This is a genomic window from Ruegeria sp. CDSB113 (assembly GCF_059611045.1).
On sequence record NZ_JBXWOU010000019.1, the window covers coordinates 43,469 to 61,794 of the forward strand.

The 18,326-nt window shown below is 52.0% G+C and carries 18 protein-coding genes; 8 read left to right on the top strand and 10 right to left on the bottom strand.

From position 1 onward, the window contains the following. The first annotated feature begins 21 nt into the window (after positions 1 to 21). Positions 22 to 1,476, top strand: coding sequence for a SpoIIE family protein phosphatase (locus tag AC2FIS_RS21945; RefSeq protein WP_496699991.1), 1,455 nt, complete (start codon positions 22 to 24; stop codon positions 1,474 to 1,476). Between the two features lie 131 nt (positions 1,477 to 1,607). Further along, positions 1,608 to 2,315 carry an IS6 family transposase gene (locus tag AC2FIS_RS21950; protein ID WP_496775396.1) on the top strand — a complete coding sequence of 236 codons (708 nt, stop codon included), beginning with the start codon at positions 1,608 to 1,610 and terminating at the stop codon, positions 2,313 to 2,315. A 123-nt stretch (positions 2,316 to 2,438) separates the two neighbouring features. Here AC2FIS_RS21950 and AC2FIS_RS21955 read toward each other — a convergent pair whose 3' ends face one another. From AC2FIS_RS21955 to AC2FIS_RS21995, 9 genes are all read right to left on the bottom strand, one after another. Further along, entirely contained in the window at positions 2,439 to 3,509 is a 1,071-nt protein-coding gene (locus AC2FIS_RS21955; protein WP_496775398.1) for a type II secretion system F family protein, read from the bottom strand. Next, positions 3,440 to 4,408, bottom strand: a complete 969-nt coding sequence (locus tag AC2FIS_RS21960; protein WP_496775399.1) for a type II secretion system F family protein — start codon at positions 4,406 to 4,408, stop codon at positions 3,440 to 3,442. Before AC2FIS_RS21960 ends, AC2FIS_RS21955 begins: the two co-directional genes overlap by 70 nt. Continuing rightward, positions 4,405 to 5,796, bottom strand: a complete 1,392-nt coding sequence (locus tag AC2FIS_RS21965) for a TadA family conjugal transfer-associated ATPase (RefSeq protein WP_058278683.1) — start codon at positions 5,794 to 5,796, stop codon at positions 4,405 to 4,407. Before AC2FIS_RS21965 ends, AC2FIS_RS21960 begins: the two co-directional genes overlap by 4 nt. 12 nt (positions 5,797 to 5,808) lie before the next feature. After that, positions 5,809 to 7,038, bottom strand: coding sequence for a CpaE/TadZ family protein (locus AC2FIS_RS21970; protein ID WP_496775401.1), 1,230 nt, complete (start codon positions 7,036 to 7,038; stop codon positions 5,809 to 5,811). Next, positions 7,035 to 7,682 carry a TadE/TadG family type IV pilus assembly protein gene (locus tag AC2FIS_RS21975; RefSeq protein ID WP_058278681.1) on the bottom strand — a complete coding sequence of 216 codons (648 nt, stop codon included), beginning with the start codon at positions 7,680 to 7,682 and terminating at the stop codon, positions 7,035 to 7,037. The genes AC2FIS_RS21970 and AC2FIS_RS21975 overlap by 4 nt, the downstream gene beginning before the upstream one ends. Beyond that, a complete protein-coding gene (locus tag AC2FIS_RS21980) occupies positions 7,679 to 8,176 on the bottom strand; it encodes a TadE/TadG family type IV pilus assembly protein (protein ID WP_496775402.1) in 498 nt (165 codons plus the stop codon). Before AC2FIS_RS21980 ends, AC2FIS_RS21975 begins: the two co-directional genes overlap by 4 nt. Before the next feature lie 14 nt (positions 8,177 to 8,190). Continuing rightward, entirely contained in the window at positions 8,191 to 9,726 is a 1,536-nt protein-coding gene (locus AC2FIS_RS21985) for a TadE/TadG family type IV pilus assembly protein (RefSeq protein WP_496775404.1), read from the bottom strand. Between the two features lie 9 nt (positions 9,727 to 9,735). Beyond that, positions 9,736 to 10,695 (bottom strand): Flp pilus assembly protein CpaB, encoded by a 960-nt coding sequence (gene cpaB / locus AC2FIS_RS21990; RefSeq protein WP_496775406.1) that lies wholly within the window; start codon positions 10,693 to 10,695, stop codon positions 9,736 to 9,738. A 170-nt stretch (positions 10,696 to 10,865) separates the two neighbouring features. Next, complete coding sequence (locus tag AC2FIS_RS21995) at positions 10,866 to 11,057, bottom strand: Flp family type IVb pilin (protein ID WP_282171115.1); 192 nt, start codon at positions 11,055 to 11,057, stop codon at positions 10,866 to 10,868. A 505-nt stretch (positions 11,058 to 11,562) separates the two neighbouring features. Between AC2FIS_RS21995 and AC2FIS_RS22000 the strand changes: the two genes are divergently transcribed. Beyond that, positions 11,563 to 12,405: a helix-turn-helix transcriptional regulator gene (locus tag AC2FIS_RS22000; protein WP_282120595.1), complete on the top strand. Its 843-nt coding sequence runs from the start codon at positions 11,563 to 11,565 to the stop codon at positions 12,403 to 12,405. A gap of 316 nt (positions 12,406 to 12,721) precedes the next feature. Next, positions 12,722 to 12,910: a hypothetical protein gene (locus AC2FIS_RS22005; protein WP_282120596.1), complete on the top strand. Its 189-nt coding sequence runs from the start codon at positions 12,722 to 12,724 to the stop codon at positions 12,908 to 12,910. A gap of 201 nt (positions 12,911 to 13,111) precedes the next feature. On the opposite strand, the gene AC2FIS_RS22010 is transcribed toward AC2FIS_RS22005, so the two are convergent. Continuing rightward, positions 13,112 to 14,329, bottom strand: coding sequence for a hypothetical protein (locus AC2FIS_RS22010; protein WP_496775408.1), 1,218 nt, complete (start codon positions 14,327 to 14,329; stop codon positions 13,112 to 13,114). A gap of 206 nt (positions 14,330 to 14,535) precedes the next feature. Here AC2FIS_RS22010 and AC2FIS_RS22015 point away from each other — a divergent pair, with 206 nt between their 5' ends. From AC2FIS_RS22015 to AC2FIS_RS22030, 4 genes are all read left to right on the top strand, one after another. After that, the gene (locus tag AC2FIS_RS22015; protein WP_496775410.1) at positions 14,536 to 15,213 is read left to right on the top strand and encodes a PepSY domain-containing protein; all 678 of its coding nucleotides are present in this window, start codon (positions 14,536 to 14,538) and stop codon (positions 15,211 to 15,213) included. A gap of 37 nt (positions 15,214 to 15,250) precedes the next feature. Beyond that, positions 15,251 to 15,910 carry a response regulator gene (locus tag AC2FIS_RS22020; RefSeq protein ID WP_058278674.1) on the top strand — a complete coding sequence of 220 codons (660 nt, stop codon included), beginning with the start codon at positions 15,251 to 15,253 and terminating at the stop codon, positions 15,908 to 15,910. Positions 15,911 to 15,972: 62 nt separating this feature from the next. Further along, positions 15,973 to 17,244: a sensor histidine kinase gene (locus AC2FIS_RS22025; protein ID WP_496775411.1), complete on the top strand. Its 1,272-nt coding sequence runs from the start codon at positions 15,973 to 15,975 to the stop codon at positions 17,242 to 17,244. A 119-nt stretch (positions 17,245 to 17,363) separates the two neighbouring features. Next, positions 17,364 to 18,071, top strand: a complete 708-nt coding sequence (locus AC2FIS_RS22030; RefSeq protein WP_496775413.1) for an IS6 family transposase — start codon at positions 17,364 to 17,366, stop codon at positions 18,069 to 18,071. The last annotated feature ends 255 nt before the right edge of the window (positions 18,072 to 18,326 follow it).

Below are 18,326 nucleotides of genomic sequence, written 5' to 3' on the forward strand. Positions count from 1 at the left end.
CGGACACTATAGAGGCATTTAGTGCATAAACTCTGGACATTCTTGAAGCGCCGAATATTCCTGAAGCATATTCTGGCGACCCTCCTGCTCGGAGGTGTGCTAAACGCCATTGTGCTTCTCTTTTACTATGAATTCAAAAGGCAAGCTCAAACAGATCAGGTTGCGGCGGAAGTTGCAACGATTTCCAATCGTATCGCGCGCCCGTTGGCTGAATTGGTTGAAGCAGGAAATCTTGCGCAAGCAACGAGCCTGCTGGCGGTCTATTCGGGTTTTCCTTACGTTATCTGCGCTGAACAGAGTTTAGAACAAAGCTCAGAAACTCTGGTTTCCTGGCCTGCTATAGGATGCGACAAAATAAAAAAACCTGGCTTAGACATCGTCGTTACTGTTCCCACGGCAGCAGGGCCGACCACGATGTTGGCCCGAATTGATCAGGAGATCTTGAACAATGAGCTAAGGACAGAAGTAGGCGTTGTGGTCCTTCTTGGAATTCTCGGCGGATTTGCACTGATCTTAGCAGGCGCTGCTGCATTTTTATGGCTCATCAACAGACCTCTCGGCCAAATGTTGAAGGCCATCGAAAGATTTGAGCGATACGATGACCCTCAGATTGTCCCATACGAGTCGGAAGATGAGATTGGCAAAGTAGTTCAAAGCTATAATTCAATGCTGGATCGAGAGGTTGAACGAGTCAACGAAATCCGAGAGGCGCACCATAAGATCGTCGCAAGCGTAAATTATGCCACGCGAATTCAACAGGGTTTGTTACCCACGACAAGTCAGTGTGATGCCGCATTTGCCGATTTTGCTGTTAAATGGGAACCTCGCGATTTGGTTGGCGGAGATATCTACTGGATTAAGTCGGATGGCCCAATTTCGACGCTCGCCGTAATTGATTGTACAGGTCATGGCGTTCCTGGGGGTTTCATGACTATGTTAGCAATCGCTTCTCTTGAGCGGCTCTACTTCGAAAATGAAATGCTTAGCCCGTCGCTGGCACTGTCCAAGTTGAGCGATTTGACGCGTGCACTTCTAAATCAGGATACTGCAAACGGGGCTTCCAACGACGGCATGGACGCTGCGATATGCCAGATCGATTCAGCAAAAGGGATAGCGACGTTTGCAGGTGCGCATATGTCTCTTTTGGTCAAATCCAATACCGGCATTGACCGAATCCGAGGTGACAAGCTGAGCATTGGGTATGTGGATACTCCAATTGGCCCAAAATTTTTCGAACACGAAGTTCAATTGGATCAAATCACAGATTTTTTTGTTTCAACTGACGGCTTGATTGACCAATTAGGTGGAGAAAAACGTTTAGCTTTTGGTTTTCAGAGAGTTGTATCTGTATTTGAACAGGAAGAGTGGTCGTGTTCGGAAGAGCTATTGTCGGCTATTCACAGCGCTTTTCAAGACTATAGTACGAAGGAAGAACGCTTGGATGACTTGACAATGATTGCTTTTCGCACTGCCTGAAATGCAGATTGAGGTGTGTTTAAGAGGTGCGACGCCCTCTGCTAATCCCAAAACGTTGAAATCTACTCCAGTACGGTCTTGTCAGAAGAACTTTGCTTGAGAGCGGTAGGGCGGTTGCGTAGCTTTTGTTCATGACCAGACCTGCCTCATTCAAATACTTCAAAACCAGCCCTGAGATTATCCGCCTTGCGGTGATGCTGTATATTCGGTTTCCACTCTCGCTTCGGAATGTCGAAGATTTACTGCACGAGCGAGGCATCGACGTGAGCCACGAAACTGTCCGATACTGGTGGAATAGGTTCGGCCCGATGTTTGCTGCTGAGATCAGGCGGAAGCGGGTGCAGCAGCTGTGCGCGTTCTCGAAATGGAAGTGGCACGTGGACGAAGTCTTTGTGAAGGTGAATGGCAAACGCCGCTATCTCTGGCGTGCAGTTGATCACGAGGGCGAGGTGCTGGAAGCCGTTGTCACCAAACGCCGAAACAAGCAGGCTGCACTGAAATTCCTCAGGAAATTGATGAAGCGGCACGGAAAAGCGGAAAACGTCGTCACGGATCGCTTCGCCTCATACAGAGCCGCGCTCAGAGAGCTTGGCGCTACCGAAAAACAAAGGACGGGCAGGTGGCTCAACAACCGCGACGAGAACTCGCACCTGCCGTTTCGGCGAAGAGAACGGGCCATGCTGCGTTTCAGGCGTATGCGAAGCTTGCAGAAATTCGCCTCCGTCCATTCCTCCGTTTACAACCACTTCAACCAGGAAAGATCGCTAGCCAGTCGAGACACCTTCAAGCTGACCCGCGCCGCCGCTCTTAGCGAGTGGCGTCAACTTTGTTCGGGATAAAGGACAGCGTCACTGGCCTAGCTGAGACTGGTTCGAATTAGTCTGACAGCACCCTCCGGGCTCTGTGACGGACCGGCAGCGCCCGGATTGACGTCAAACTTCTAACTGTTGTCTTCCTCGCTTTTACCCAAACATGTTGATCCATCGGATCACCATCGGTGAAAGGCAGATCAGCAGAAGAACGGGCATCATACACATGGCCATAACAGCTGACATCTGCACTGGCAGTTTGTTGGCCTTTTCCTGTGCCCGAAGTTCGCGATCCACACGCATGTCGGTGGCAAACCTCCGTAGAGAAGCAGAAATGCTGGTACCGTATTGGTTGGATTGCAGGAAGGCGTTCGCGAAGGAGTTTACCTCATCAATGCCGACGCGTTCCGCCATGTCCATAAAGGCGGCTTGGCGCTCTTTGCCAGCTTGCAGTTCCAGTTGGAGTATCGTGAATTCTTGCGAAAGTTCCGGTGCTGCGTGCGCCATTTCATGCGACACACGCACCATCGCGGCGTCAAATCCTAATCCTGCCTCTATCGCTACTTGCAACAGGTCCAGCGCATTTGGAAGACTGTGTTCAATGGCCTGACGGCGCTTTCTAATACGGTACCGCAGCCACAGAGCAGGGCCGTAGAATCCGACTACCATCAGCGCGGTGACAATCTGCAATGCATTTACCCAGGAGATGCTCTGCAAAAGACTAGCAATACCAAGCTGAACCTGAATTTCTAACGGCAATGCCAACGCCGTAACGAAAGCGGCCGGTAGCACGAACCCCATAACCACACGAAACAAATAGAAAGTGCGGATGGCGTGTTTGCGCTGAATACCAGCCTGCTTAAGCATTCTGCCAATTCTGGAACGCTCACGTTTCGACGAGGGCACAAAAGCCTTTAGAAGACCATGCGGGTCGCTGTTATCCCCCTGGATGAGGTCGAAATCTGCGCCATGCCCCCGAGAAATTGATCCGACCCGCATCCGGCGTGCAGCCGTGTCATCAGTTGCGGTCATGCCGGAAATCCCGAGGACTACAAAGAATACGCTTACGGCGATCCCGCCCAGCACGAGATACTGAAGGGGAAGATCTTGGCTGTTCAGAAAACCTTGAATAAATTCCATTTTTCCGCTCCCTCTCAGAATTTGAACTTTACGAGCCGTTTCAGAATAAGCCCTTGAGCAATTGTCAGGCCGATGATCGCACACGCGAAATAGGGAAATAGCGGATCGTTTCGCACATCGCCGTAGAACGTAGGTGTGGACATCTCGATTGAGAAGTAGATGAACACCGGCAAGACCGTAAGAATAAGGCTGCTAAGACGGCCCTCGGCAGAGATTGCCTTGATCTTTTTTTGCATGGTTTGCCGGTCGCGGATGACTTGAGACAAAATGCTTAGGACACGTGCAAGGTTGCCGCCGGTTCCGTGCTGAATACCGATGCTGACCGCAAGATAGTTTGCGTCCTCTGTTCCGACACGTTTCGAGAAATCCTGAAACGCCGTTGCGACGTCGTCGCCGTAGTTAATTTGGTCTTGAATAATGCCAAACTCGGAACCTATCGGATCCGGAAGATCTGATGCCACATTCCCGACCGTTACAGCCACCGGGTGTCCGACCTTCAGGCCACGGGCCATAAGGTCCAATGCATCCGGCAACTGTTTTGTCAGTTTCCTGGATCGGGCATCCTTCATGGCGATCAGTACCAGCACCGGGAGAATAACGGTCAGAAAGCCGCTAAGAACTGCGGCAATTTCCGGGGCTAGGAGCCGGGATATTGCAACGAAAGCCGCTAGGGCTACACAAGTGGCTGCAAGGACTATCCAGATCGGATTGATCGTCAGCCCGGCTTGGACAAGCAGACGTCGAAAGCGCGCGATCAAACTGGGTTTTTCGCCAGGAGCCATCATTGCAGGGTCGCGTAACAATTGCAGAACCTGATCGGTCGAGGCGCCCCCCTGGATCAGCTTCATGCGCCGGTTTCTGGCCTCGCTGAGGGATTCCTTGCGCAGGAAAAGCTGCTGTAATCCTTCGTATGCAAGAAGAATTCCAAGGAAAATCGAAATGTAGAACAGAATGTTCAGGGTGTTCGGTTGCAGGTCAATCATAACGACATAGCCCCACGAATAAACATGTTGGTATCTACGTTGACCCCTGCGGCAACCAACTGATCGAAGCATTTTGGCCGAATACCCGTAGGCAGGAATTCCCCAAGAATCTGCCCGTCCTCCGACTTGCCGCGACGTTTGAAAACAAAAATGTCCTGCATGGTGATTGTGTCATCTTCCATGCCGGTAATTTCCGAAATGCTGACGACTCTGCGGGAGCCGTCACTAAGGCGGCTGAGCTGGAGTACAATCTGTATCGCCGAAGCAATCTGTGATCGGATGGTTTTCATCGGCAAGTCAGTGCCAAGCATTGTTACCATCTGCTCAACCCGGCTTAGTGAATCACGCGCCGAGTTTGCGTGAACGGTAGTCATAGACCCGTCATGGCCCGTATTCATGGCTTGAAGCATGTCAAAACACTCTGACCCACGAACTTCTCCTACGATGATGCGGTCAGGCCGCATCCTCAGGGCATTGCGAACTAGGTCACGTTGGGTGATTACACCTTGCCCTTCAGCATTCGGAGGGCGGGTTTCAAGACGAACAACGTGGCTTTGCTGAAGCTGAAGTTCGGCAGCGTCTTCGATAGTAACAATACGCTGATTGCCATCGATAAACGACGATACAGCGTTCAGCATGGTTGTTTTACCCGTGCCAGTGCCGCCTGAAATGAGAATATTCAACCTTGCTTCGACAAGGGCCGCAAGGAGTTTGGCTGCCTGATCATTCATGCTGTTCTGATCAACAAGCTTTTTTATTGTTAAAGGGTTGCGGGAGAATTTGCGAATTGACAAAGCTGGTCCATCGACGGAACACGGCCGAATAATTGCGTTAACGCGGCTGCCGTCTTCCAAGCGCGCATCAACCCAGGGCTGAGACTCATCGATACGCCGACCAACTTTGCTGACGATCTTGTCGATAATCCGCAGCAAGTGACGTTCATCGCGGAAGCGAACAGTAGAAAGCTCCAGAAGACCAAAGCGTTCGACGTAAACCTGATCAAAAGAGTTTACGAGAATATCGTTGATAGTCGGGTCTTCCAGCAACGGCTCCAATGGCCCCAGACCCATAACTTCGTGAATAAGCTCATCAACCAGCGCAGTGAAAGCCTCAGAGCGCATGTGCAGGTTTTCAGCCTCAATCAGACCGGTTACCAAAGATGCGATCTGGCGCTTCAATTCCGATCGTTCAACCTTATCGATAACTGAAAGATTGAGCCGGTCCAGAAGCTCACCATGCAAGCGGCTTTTGAGTTCCAGATGCGCCTGCAGATCGACATCTACTGGATCAGGAGTCGCCTTGGATTTGGTGGGCATGTCAATGGGTCGATCCAGTGTCAGCACATTCGACTTGGAAGCAACCTTGCGTGATCTAAATTCGTTGAACACGTTGATCTCCTTTTACGCTTTCTTCGTTGCCACGGGCTGAGTTTCAGCCGAGACCGCAGCGGCCAGTTTTGCCAAGGCTTTTCCAAGATCCGTTTGCCGCTTCAAGTCCACAATCGGCCGTCCAAGATCTACGGAGTTTCTGGCAACTTTCGAATTCTCGGGCAGCCAGTGTTTCAGGCTTGTCTTCAATACCTTCTCGGCCTCGCGGACATGCGAAGGCTTGATCAATGTGTTCCGCTCTCTGTTGACCACGAACTCCACCGGAAGGCCGACGTTTGCCTCGCGGTAGAAATCAATCAACCGCCGCGCCTGGCGCACGCAGGGGACAGTAGTATCGGTAACCAAAGCCAATTTGGTGGCCCGTTTGAAAATAGGTTCAACCCATTCAACGACGGCGCAGGGAAGGTCGATTATAATATAATCATAGCGCTGTTGCAGAAGGTCCAGCATCCCTTCGATCAGATCAGGCCGCATCGATTGTAGGGGCACCATCGGGGTAGGCGCGCACAGAACGTCGACGCCAAGCCCATGCTCTTGCAGGATCGAAGACAGAAAATGATCGTCAGGAATCTTAGAGTTTTCGATAAGTTGAAGGAACCCGCCGTTGTCCTCGAGATCTAGAAAAACATTTGAGTTTCCGAACTGAAGGTCAAAATCCAAAAGGGCTACTCGGTTTTGTGCGGACTTCCTGAAGAAAGATCCTCGCCCGCCGACAAGCGAGCAAGCGAGGTTGACAGCAACTGTTGTAGCTCCGATTCCACCGCGCGCCTTTGCGACTGGTATGACCTTGCCCAACGCCGAAGAACCGTCTGAAATAGTGGTTCGCGAAACCGCGCGCGCATTTAGTTTCTCACTGACTGCGGCTTTCAAACCTTCGCCATCAATCGACAGCGGCAAAACCTCATCAATACCGATCTTGTACAATTCACGCGCCTTGGTGATCGACAGATCATTCTGAGTGAGTGCAACAAACAAGGTGTTATCGTCGCGGTGCGTCAGGACAGCCTCGATAGCGCGGAGCTCCCCTGTGTCATCAGGGTCGATTTCAAAGATCACCAGATCGTGCTTGAATGCAAGATCGAGGGCAGTTCCATTCAACATCTGAAACGATGCCCCGTTCCTGGTGACTTTATTTTCCTCATTTACGGGAAAGACATCCGCAACCAGCTGCGCGATCTCTTCGTTTTCCGAAACAAGCATAATTGCCTGCGATTTCGGTGTAAGAACATTCTGATCTCTCATCCTGACTCTCCTAATGCAAGGTCTTCAGCAGGCAGCGAGACGCTGAAGTTTGAGTAACCGACTGTCGAAGATATTGTGCTGTTAGTTGCGCCCGCGGCATTTGCCAGCGCGGCCAACGGTGAAACGAATTGAAAATCGTTAAGGTTCAATTCGACTGAGACCATGGGAGTATACGGGCCACCCAAGAAACCCAGATTGGGGTTGAAGTCATAATGAAACTGTAAGTTGTCTATTGTGGCATCCGGAGGCAAAAGCGGGCTAATCCGCGCCCAGACTTCCGAGGCCGTAGCATTGATTGCGACACCCGAACACGAAGGGGTTTGAGGATCCGCACAAACCCCGGCCGAGGCACTGCAGGACGTGCCAAACCGTGGTGACGAAGTAGAGGTGCCCCGCTGATGCGTCGTGGGTACTCCGGGGCACGCAGGCGGTCGAACGATTGCAATGCGCGCTGCCAGTTGCGAGGCTTTCTGAGCATTTGCAATGCTATAGGACATGCGACCGAAATCCAGTAGCGCCATGAAGAGGAACAGAAACAGGGAAACGACAATGGCGAACTCGACAAGAACGCCGCCGCTTTGATCCCAAAGAACTTTCTGCCCTCTGCGAAGCATGTGCGTGTGGATATGAAGCAGACCTTTCATTGCCCAAAAATCCGTGAAGTGTCCGAAACGTCAGTCGTCACCGAAGACAGCCCGTTGCCAAAGAGAGACACGATTCCGCCCAAAGGAAATTGAATGGTAATGTTCGCGCTGACCGTACCGACAGGCGCCGGGTTGACCCGATAGGTTCCTGATACACAGGACAGACTGGGTGTCACCGAATTGACCGTTATGCTGGGCGGGAACAGGCTGTTGGCATTTTTGTCGTCCTCGACGATGCCCTTCAAAGTAGTAGTAAGTCCCGCAACATTGCCTCCAGAGGTGCAGATATCTGCGGGTGTCACCCTGGACAGATAGCGACTGGCGTCGCGAACGCCTGCTATGACCGATTGGTAGGACCACATCATGCGTGCGGATTCCAGCGTGACGGCCAGTAGCAGCAGCATGATTGGCATGACGAGGCCAAATTCCACGAGGATCGCGCCATCATCCTTTTTTGCAAAGCGTTTGAGGGGGTCTGTGAGGCGGGTTTTCATGATCCTGCGTCCCATCACCGATACAGTTGCACGAGGTCGCGAAAGATGCCGCCGAACCCATTGCCGCCGCTGCCGACACCTGAAACGTCAGGGAAGCCGACAACTTCGCCATGGATGTCAAAGCTGGGTGGCGAGCCGCCATCATCCCCAACTGGTTCAGTCAGGAAGACAGCGACAAACTTTGTAACCGGAACGCCCGTGGTCGAGCCGGAAACCGGATTTTGGGTACAATCGATGCCTGCCGCTGTTACGACACGACGGGCCGGGTCAGTCGACATTTGGTTCGAGCACATCGGACGGCCGGTTTCCGCAAGCGAAGGGTCCAGGATCGAATTTGCGTTCGGTGGTGAATGTGGGTTGCTATTGCCGTGCGCGATTTCCCGCAGATACATTCCGTATCTTGTGCCAGCAAACACGCTATCCGTTACGCTAAGAGCCGGAAGGTGAGCATCGCTGCCAATTCCGTCTGCGATACCGTCTGCAAGGTCATGGTTCCGGTTAAGATACCCGTCGCGATCCCAGACGCCGTCTCCGAACCGGTTGCTGCCACCGCATGTGCCTGCCGCCATACAAGTGTCTCGACCAAGAGCGACCGTGTCAGGCGTAACCTCTTCGTTACCCTGAATGCAGGAACCACCCCCCTTTTTCTGTATCCCTTTGATGACGTTCGGAGCCGGTGCAAAGTCCGGGTTGTTTTTCTCACCATTAAGCACGGAGCGGAAAATATCAAAGCGGACATTGAACGCCGCATTGGTGATTCCGACCTTCTGACCCGGTTCGGTATCCAGACCATTAGTCAACACGCATTGCGTAATCTGGCTTTGCGCTGCGATGAGGCAGGCAAGTTTGTTCCCGCCTTCGTCCGCACATACGCCAGAGGCATCTTCAAACGTCGCCAGATCGATAAACCCAAAATTACCCGGTCCCCAGGCGGTTCCGTTGCCACCGCTGCGCAGCAAGATTTGATCGCCGACGGTCAGGGTATTTTCCCAATCCGGTGGCAGGCAGAACATCAAAGGTGAGATATCGCAAGCCGCTTTTGAGTAACCGGCGACGGCCTCGGCCGAAACACTGGCGGATATGCCGCTTCCACCAAGCATTCTGTCCAAAGCCGAAGCAAGGTTCATGCTAAGGGATTTGGGTGTTAACACGACCTGCGCAAATTTGGCTTCTCGTGGGTTGGTGGTGACATCTGCGCCCAACGGCGTGAGGTCCGAAACCGGCAGCGCGGAGTGAAACAAAAGCGTATAATCCGACGAGCCCGAAAGCGTGGAAGGACCGTTGGCAAATGTCTGGCTGTCACTGATCAAGTTGGTTGCTGCATTGGTTGCGCGGGTGATAGCGTCGGGTTGTCCGTCCAACTCACCAGCGGCTGCCAAGGCTACGTGGTCCGCGAAGGACTGAAACTCTGCGTGGGTCGAGTTCAATCGGCCAACATCCAGCGTGATCGCAAAGAAACCGAGAAATGCAACAAATGCTGTGCCCCAAAGGATCGCGACCGTGCCGCGTTCGTCCCTGACAAAGAATGATATGTTGGCTTTAAAATGCATGGCGCAGACTTACTGTGCAGAGTTCTGGCTGACTTCGATCGAGCGGGCTTTTGGCTTGATCTCTGGGCTGACAGTTATCGGGGTGGACGAGGCATCCGTCTGATTGCTGGATGTCGTCTGGGGGGTCGTCTCCGCCTCCGTCGCTTCTTCGGCTCCGCGGGAGTTCCTCTGGATGATGACAACTTCGGATTCCGTGCCGCGATTCAACCTAACCGTCGGTTGAGTTTCGACTTTTTCAGCTGGACCTTCTTCTTGCAAAAGATCGCGCAGGCGAACCATTTCCATTGGCTCATCCTCGACACCGTCCAGCGTTCTTAGAGTGAGGCTCAGGGTCCCGGCTTTTTGAGCCAAAGCCAGGCGCTGTCCTTGCTGAGGTGTCACTTCCACCGTAATCGTGCGCGCGACCCCGGGTTGATCACTCAGTTCTTCGGACTGTTGATCCACACCGATCACCCGGATCTTCTGCAAAATGGTTACAGCGCTCAGTTCGGAGCTCGCACCCTGAGTTAGAACGATGTCGACCCAGTCACCGGGCGTGACAAATCCGCCAACCGCAGTGACCGCGTCGACCTTGATTGCCATTGCGCGCGTGTTCTCGCCAAGCTTCTGAACCAAGGTGACCTTTTCACCATAGTTCGAAACCTTGGACTGAAGCATGACCTCGCCGGGATAGAACCGCCCCTTAGCGCGGCGTAGTTGTCGGTGATTATCCGGAACAAGTACTCCAAGCTCGGTAAATACACCGGCGGGCAGCGCCTCGCGGGGCCAAAGGTGAGTGGTGACGTGATGATTTTCTATGGTTTGACCAAATGCAATTTCAGAACGCGCGACGTAGATCTCAACAAGATCGGTGTTCGTCGTAGCACTGGGTTCAGTCGTTTTAAATTGAATGTGATCTTTCGCCAGGAACACAGAGCCCGAAGCAATTGCGATTCCGAATAATGTGGTAATAACTGGTCTGATACGCATCTCTGTCTCCAAAAGTTACGCTCAAAAAATTCGAAACAACGGAATATCTTGTTGTCGAAAATCCCGGCGGTGTTTTCTGCGCCGCGAGGGCGTCGTTGCGGCGCAGAAAACTGTTATTTTTTGCAATCCCAGAATCGGTTCCCACCTAGACGGCGGGTGCGCAGTCATTGTTAGTTAGTAGGCGCACAGTCATTTTGTGCGTTTAGCGCATTACAAGCTGCGGCAACGTTGTTGGCCGTTTCACTTCCCAAAAACGAGAACGCACCAACCGCAATTGACGCGACAACCAAAAGGGCAAGGCCATATTCAACAATTGCCGCGCCGCTTTCTTCTTTGACAAACTTCTTCATAAATTTGGTCATGTTTCCCTCGAAAGGTTAAATTGAAATCCACGTTGCGTTTGTCGCAACGCAAGCCAGACATTTTGCATTGGCTCTGAAATAACGGTAGCCGTGATAAAAATTCCCGCCTTCCGCGAAGAATAGGAAAAATACACCTTTAAAGTGTGTTTTTAATTTCACTAGTTACCTGAAGGTGACAAAAATAAACCTTGCATTAACAAGGTCTTAACATTCATTCGAATCAGCATGTTTGGAAACAATTTAGTGATTCGAGGGGTAACTGTAGTCTAAAATCTCGTTCTTTGGATCGATCGGATGTCGACGTTTAATTTTCACGAAATTGAATTTTTAGTAATAAATTCAGATAATTAATATTTAGTTCGGCGCCATGCTTTATTGTACATCTTCATTTGAGGCTTCAAAAACCAGTTGCTGAGCTGATGAGACCTGAACAAGTTTGTAACTGCGGCGGGGGCTGCGAAAGAAATTTTGACCAGCAAAGTTTGCTGATTTGGTTGGTAGAGTAATGAGTGTCAGTTTTCCCAGAAGCGCCCAGGCGCAAAACAGCTTCAGATTCGTTATGGAATGGACACACGCTTTAGCGGGTAATAATTCCATTCCACAAGCTTTAAGAAAATTAATAGAGTTGGTTAATGCAGACGCTGCATTAATTGCGCGAACATTTAAGCTGGACCGAAAAGTAAAATACGTTGCTCGGTGTTGCAAAGAAGAAGGTAAAGTCTGGCCCTCTCAATCTCAAACTCAGGCAGAGCTGGTTTTGGGTGATAATTTTGCGACGGCAAAGGCTGGTTCAATTTGGACATTGTCGGATGCATTGATTGCAGACAAAGCAGCAATACCACGACATCTTGAGGGCGATTTAAAGGATTTGGGTGAGGTGATCATCGTTCCGCTTGATACGAGTGGCGGGCATGTGGATCACATCGAGCTGCATTTCCGGCATAAGCCTGCCCAATTTGATTTGGACTTACTGGCCATAATGGCGTCGACACTAGCGTCCGGTTGGAGCAATCGAACGCCTGGTTCAGCTTCCGCGATTTTTGAGAAGGGCCGAAATCACCATCTTAAGGAGGTTTCGGGAAACAAACGTGTTCCGATACTGGGTCCTCAAAATCCAGCAGGCCTGAGCCGGTGTGAATTTCGGGTTTGTGCCATGTTGAAGGAAGGATTTACGGTCAAAAAGGTTTCCGAAGCCCTGACTGTCTGCCCAACGACTGTTCGGTCGCATCTGAGTTCAGTTTTTTCAAAGACGGGCGCTTCTAATCAAGTTGAACTGCTGCATTTGTTAAATCGAAGAAATGATGCAGACCGCGGCTCCAACAATGCTGAAACAGCACGTATCGGCTGACGGCTAGTGAATGCGATAGCTGTAAAGCACCAAGTTAGCCGCACAGGTTGGCAAAACGTTCCTTTGTCTGTTCAACTACACAGCGATGGTGCAAGGCCAAATACGACAATTGCTGCTCATCTACTATCAAGGGTTACTTAAACCATCAGTGGGGATTTGAGCAGCGAAGAGCAACTTAGACTATTGTTGACGTATCGGCTACAACTTTAACCAAAGATGAACAATGTGTTCTCGCAGTGTTCAACAAACATCGCGCATACTCATTCTACCGAGCCGAGACGGTTAAGGGCGCTTGGCTCTCTGGAAGGGGAACAGCATGATTAAGTCTGCCACTGAAAAAGCTTTGGATCCGATTCCTGTACGAATGAAACCATCACGTTCCACCGCGCACAAATGCGTGTCGAACACCACGAAATCCGGCAGCGGGCGTTTCTCGCCTGTCGAGATTGCTCTGACGGCTATCGTAAATAGCGAACAGTTTGAAAGAGCAAAAAAGGACGTCTGACCCTACATAAAGACGTCTGCAGTTTTCCAGGGACACGTCCCACCCGGGAAAACACCAATGCAAAAGCCCGCTCTAATCAGAGCGGGCTTTTTTTACAGTGAGAGGCAGGGTAAAGAATCCAAATGGTTATTGGGGAATGATGCGAACCCGTGCGATATTGGCGCGGACCAGGTCTTTACCAACACCCTTCTGACCTAGCACTTAGCCATTACTAACAAGTTCTTCCTCTTCCTCTCCATCAGGCGTCTGATCTTCTTCGGCCGGATCGATACTGACTTCTTCGTCATCGTACTTGTCTTCGTCATACGAATTGCCAAGAGCGGTTTTGACGGCTTCCTCGTCAGGATTAGAGGCTCGTACAGCGTCGAGAACACTGTCTTGCTGCTGCGCTGCGATGGCGTCATCTTCTGAAAACCCGCCCTTGTGGTGATCCAAAAGGTTGTCTTCTGCCTGATGCACGGCTTCTGCGGACGCCAACTGATCTTCCGTAGGTCGATCAATCGGATTACCATCTTCATCCGTGGTTAAGTCGTGCGCATCTTTAACGGCTTGCGCGTCTTCCAAATCTTCAGGATCAGTTGTCCCAGGGTTGGCTTCCTCATTGGCAAGGATATCCTCGGCTTCTTTCAGGGACAGGGGGGCTTCGTCCAAGTAGTCCAGCGCTGCGTTGATTTCTTTCACGTCTTTGGGACTCAACGTGTTGTTTTCACCCATGATGTGATTGAATTTGGTGTCCGCAACGGCAAGGCCTGCTGCAAGGCTGACCGGCCCCGTACCTTTCATATACTGACCGTTGGTAATATGCGCGAGCTTTGCCTTGGGGCTGGAGTTAGTGGCGCCGTTCAACTTGCCGAGGTTGCGCGGTTCAAGCGCAAGCGTACTATCTTCTAGAATCGTTGCTTTCCTGCTCGGCGGGCGCAAAGACCGCTTAACTGAAGTAGTTTTTGTTCGTTTTGCAGTGGTGACTGGCTTGCTACCTTTGAACAGGCCGGCAATTCCCTTCCTTTGTGTCTTCTTGGCAGTTTGTTTTTTATTGCCGCCAAACAATCCATTCAGAGAGAATTGACCCTTCTTGGAAGATTTCGAGGAGCTCCGTTCAGAGCCTTTTGACTTGTGACCAGATTTCCCGGCAGCTTTGCCTGCGCCGTTTGTGGATGCGGTTGATCCTTTACCTTTATCTTTTCCGCTACTCGCGCTGCTGCCGTGGCCTTTGCCACCGCTGTTGCCTTTGTCGCCCCCGTTACCATTGCCACCCCCGTTACCATTGCCACCGCCGTTACCATTGCCACCGCCGTTACCATTGCCTTGCTTGGCATAGGCGGTATCGGGGAATGTGAACGCCCCAATAATTGCAGTAGATCCCAGCAAAGCGATTGCTATTGCAGAGGCTTTCATTAGGCCGGTCGTTTTGATCTTCATGACGGTCCTCGTTTGTTAAATGCGAATTTCCACACACGATGAAATGCGTAGAAACATGACAGCACGAGTGTTCGTGTCGGAATCAGGAACTAACTGACAGATTTAAGCCCATTATCGTTGAACCTGCGACGAACCGGCCGTTCATCGCCTGTTCATCTTAAAATCTGTAGAATTGAGGCGCAGTTACGCGATATTGAGTACTGAGGATGAGAAAATTTTTTATCATCGCTTGTCTGTTCGCCTTTCTCCAAGTCGGGGACGGGCATGCTGCTGTGCGCGAACTAAAGCAGTCCGAATTGCGCAAAGTGACAACGTCGGGCAGCACCATCAGGTTGAAGAGGGTTCTTAAAGGCGTTGAAAGAGTCTTTGGCGGAACGCCGGTTGATGCGCGTGCGTTCCAGACTGACAAGGTCTACTATCGGATCCTTGTAAAGAAACCCAACGGCAAGATCATCAGTGTTATCGTGAATGCTCAAACCGGTGTGGTTGTGCCCAATCGTTCAAATATCGGACGCCAGATTTCCAATGCAGCCAAGTCCACACCCGGCAATTCTGCCAAATCCAACTCGCAAGGACAGGCCAGCAGTAAAGGCAATCAGAGCAACAATAGCGGCGGCAATGGTAACGGCAACTCCGGCGGCAACGGCAACGGTAACTCTGGCGGCAACGGTAACGGCAACTCCGGCGGCAACGGCAATGGTAACTCTGGCGGCAACGGCAACTCCGGTGGCAACGGCAACTCTGGCGGTAACGGCAACTCAGGTGGCAACGGCAACGGCAACTCAGGTGGCAACGGCAACGGCAACTCTGGCGGCAACGGCAACAGCGGTGGCAACGGTAACGGCAACTCCGGCGGCAACGGTAATGGTGGCGGCAAAAAATAGTGGTTAAAATTTCGGTCGCAGGCCTATAGAAAAAAGTATGAGAGTATTACTCGCTGAAGATGAACCGCACCTTTGTGAGCAGATCAAAAAGCTGCTGAACGCTGAAGGCCGAGTGGTCGATATCGTCCACAATGGCATTGACGCCCAGCATCTGGGAACTACAGAACCATATGATATGATCATCCTCGATCTCGGGCTTCCGGAACGAGATGGCATCTCTGTTTTGCGCGACTGGCGCAGCGCAGGCGTAAAAACTCCGGTATTGATCCTGACGGCACGTGATGGGTGGAGCGAACGGGTCGACGGGTTGGATGCTGGTGCGGATGATTACATGACCAAACCATTCCATTTGCCCGAGCTGGCCGCGCGTGTCCGCGCCATCTTGCGCCGTCAGAGTGGGCAGCTTAACCCCATTATCGAGATGGGCAACGTCATTCTTGATACACGTAATGGACGGGTGACTGTTGAAGGTGTTCCGATCGATTTAACCGCCCAGGAGATTGCTGTTCTGACTTACCTGGCCCATAACGCCGGTCGCCTGATTCCAAGATCCGAGCTTTCAGAGCATATCTACGAATACAATGGTGACCGGGACTCGAATACCATCGCGGTTTTCATAAACCGGCTGCGTAACAAGTTGGGACCTGACCTGATCACGACGGTTCGGGGGCGCGGATACATGATCGATTCACTCTGATGTTGTCATTGCGTCAACGGGCATTGCTTGGGGGGATTGCGTCCGGGGCTTTGTCGGTTGGCGTGGGCACACTCGCGGTGTTTTCATTCATCGATTCCCGAGTTTCAAACAGGTTCGACGCCACGCTTCTAGATCGCCACACCCAGCTTGTTGTCGGGCTGAGCGTCACGACCCAAGACCCGGATGCCCTGCGTGATCTCATGTTTGATCCGGCATACAGCGCGCCATATTCCGGCAGATACTGGCAGGTCACCAGCGGCGACGGAGAGGTTTTCACGTCGGCGTCTCTGTTTGATGAAACAATCGCCGAGCCACCCAACGCCTCAGAAAACGCAACCCTTTGGAACACTTCGGGCCCCGAGGGCGAAGCGCTGCGCAGCGCTTACCAACAGATTACCTTCGAAGATGGCACTGTCTGGGGCATAAGTGTTGCTGAAAGCCAGGCGCAATTGGTCAACGAAAGACAGGCGGCACAGCGCAGTCTTCTGCCAGTGTTTGGGTTGGTTGGCCTGATCGGCGTTGCGAGCTCATTGATGCTGATGTCTGTCATCCTGGGGCCTCTTCGTAAATTGCGCAGGGATGTGGCTTATCGTTGGGACGCTGATGACGACCTGAAACCAAAGGATTATCCGGAGGAAGTGGCCCCTTTGGTTAATGACTTGAATCAGCTTTTGCGTCGCAATAGGGACATTGTGTCCGGATCACGCAGGCAAGCCGCTGATCTGGCACATGCTTTGAAAACACCTGCCACTATTCTGAGAAATGAATTGCAGGCTATGTCCCAGTCCGGCGTCGACACAAATATCGCTGACGAAGCTCTTGATCGAATCGACGCTCAACTCGGTCGGTCACTCGCGCGCATCCGAGCTTTAAACACAGCTGAGTTGACGCATTCGCGCACGGATATTTCACACTCAGTCGAACGTCTCGCACGGCTGTTTTCAACGATTGCCGAAAGAGAAGGCAAAAAGCTGGACGTCAAAAGCGACCCCGAACTCTGGGTGCGCATGGATACACAAGATATCGAAGAGGTTCTTGGAAACTTGTTGGATAACGCAGTCAAATGGTGTCGCGGCCAAGTAAGAATGATTGCGAAACGTCGGGAATACTGCGTCGAGATCTGTATCGAAGATGACGGGCCGGGTATTCCAGAGGACGCAATACGCGAAGCATTGCGCTCTGGTGGGCGGCTTGACACTTCGGTGAGAGGCAGCGGGCTGGGGCTGGCAATAGCGGTTGATCTTCTCGATGCATATGGTGCGCACTTTGACTTGGGAAAATCTGTCTCGCTTGGAGGTTTAAGCGGTCGGGTGGTGATTCCAACCAAGTCATAAGCGGCGACGGCTCGGAGAATGAGTGGCTCAATGTGTGGATTTCTGAGCAGCCTCATCTGACTGGTCTTGTCGGAAGAACTTGGGTTGAGGCGGGCAGGGTGCTCTCGTAACCTTGGCGCATGATCAAACAATCGCCATTCAAGTACTTCAAGACCAGTCCAGAGGTCATTCGTCTGGCAGTCATGCTGTACGTTCGGTTCCCATTGTCGCTTCGGAATGTCGAAGATCTGCTGCACGAGCGAGGCATCGACGTGAGCCACGAAACTGTCCGATATTGGTGGAACAGGTTTGGCCCGATGTTTGCTGCTGAGATAAGGCGGAAGCGTGTTCAGCAGCTGTGCGCGTTCTCGAAATGGAAGTGGCACGTGGACGAGGTTTTCGTGAAGGTGAATGGCAAGAGACACTACCTCTGGCGGGCCGTCGATCACGAAGGCGAGGTACTGGAAGCCGTTGTCACCAAACGCCGAAACAAAGCTGCAGCACTGAAATTCCTTAAGAAATTGATGAGGCGATACGGTAAAGTGGAAACCGTCGTCACGGATCGCTTCGCATCGTACCGGGCCGCTCTCAGAGAGCTTGGTGCTACCGAAAAACAAAGGACGGGCAGGCGGCTCAACAACCGCGTCGAGAACTCGCACCTGCCTTTCCGACGAAGAGAACGCGCGATGCAGCGTTTCAGGCGCATGCGAAGTTTACAGAAATTCGCCTCCGTCCATTCCTCTGTCTACAACCACTTCAACCAGGAAAGATCGCTCACCAGCCGGGACACCTTCAAGCTGACCCGCGCCGCCGCTCTTAGCGAGTGGCGTCAACTCTGTTCCGGATAGGTTCGCGGTTTCCACGGCAAACTGAGACTGGTTAGAATTCGTCTGACAGCACCGCCACTCATACCTGTCTCACTTCAGTTGTATTTTCTGACCCGGAATTGTGCCGCAATTCCCGCGCGTTGGCGTGTACGCTTTCAATCAGAGACGGAGCAGACCGTACACTCGGAGCACGATTCAAGCCGCAGTCTCAGTGCCGCATTTTGGCGGGGTCGCTTTGGGCTGGATTTCCCTGATAACCTGCAATTTACAGGGAAT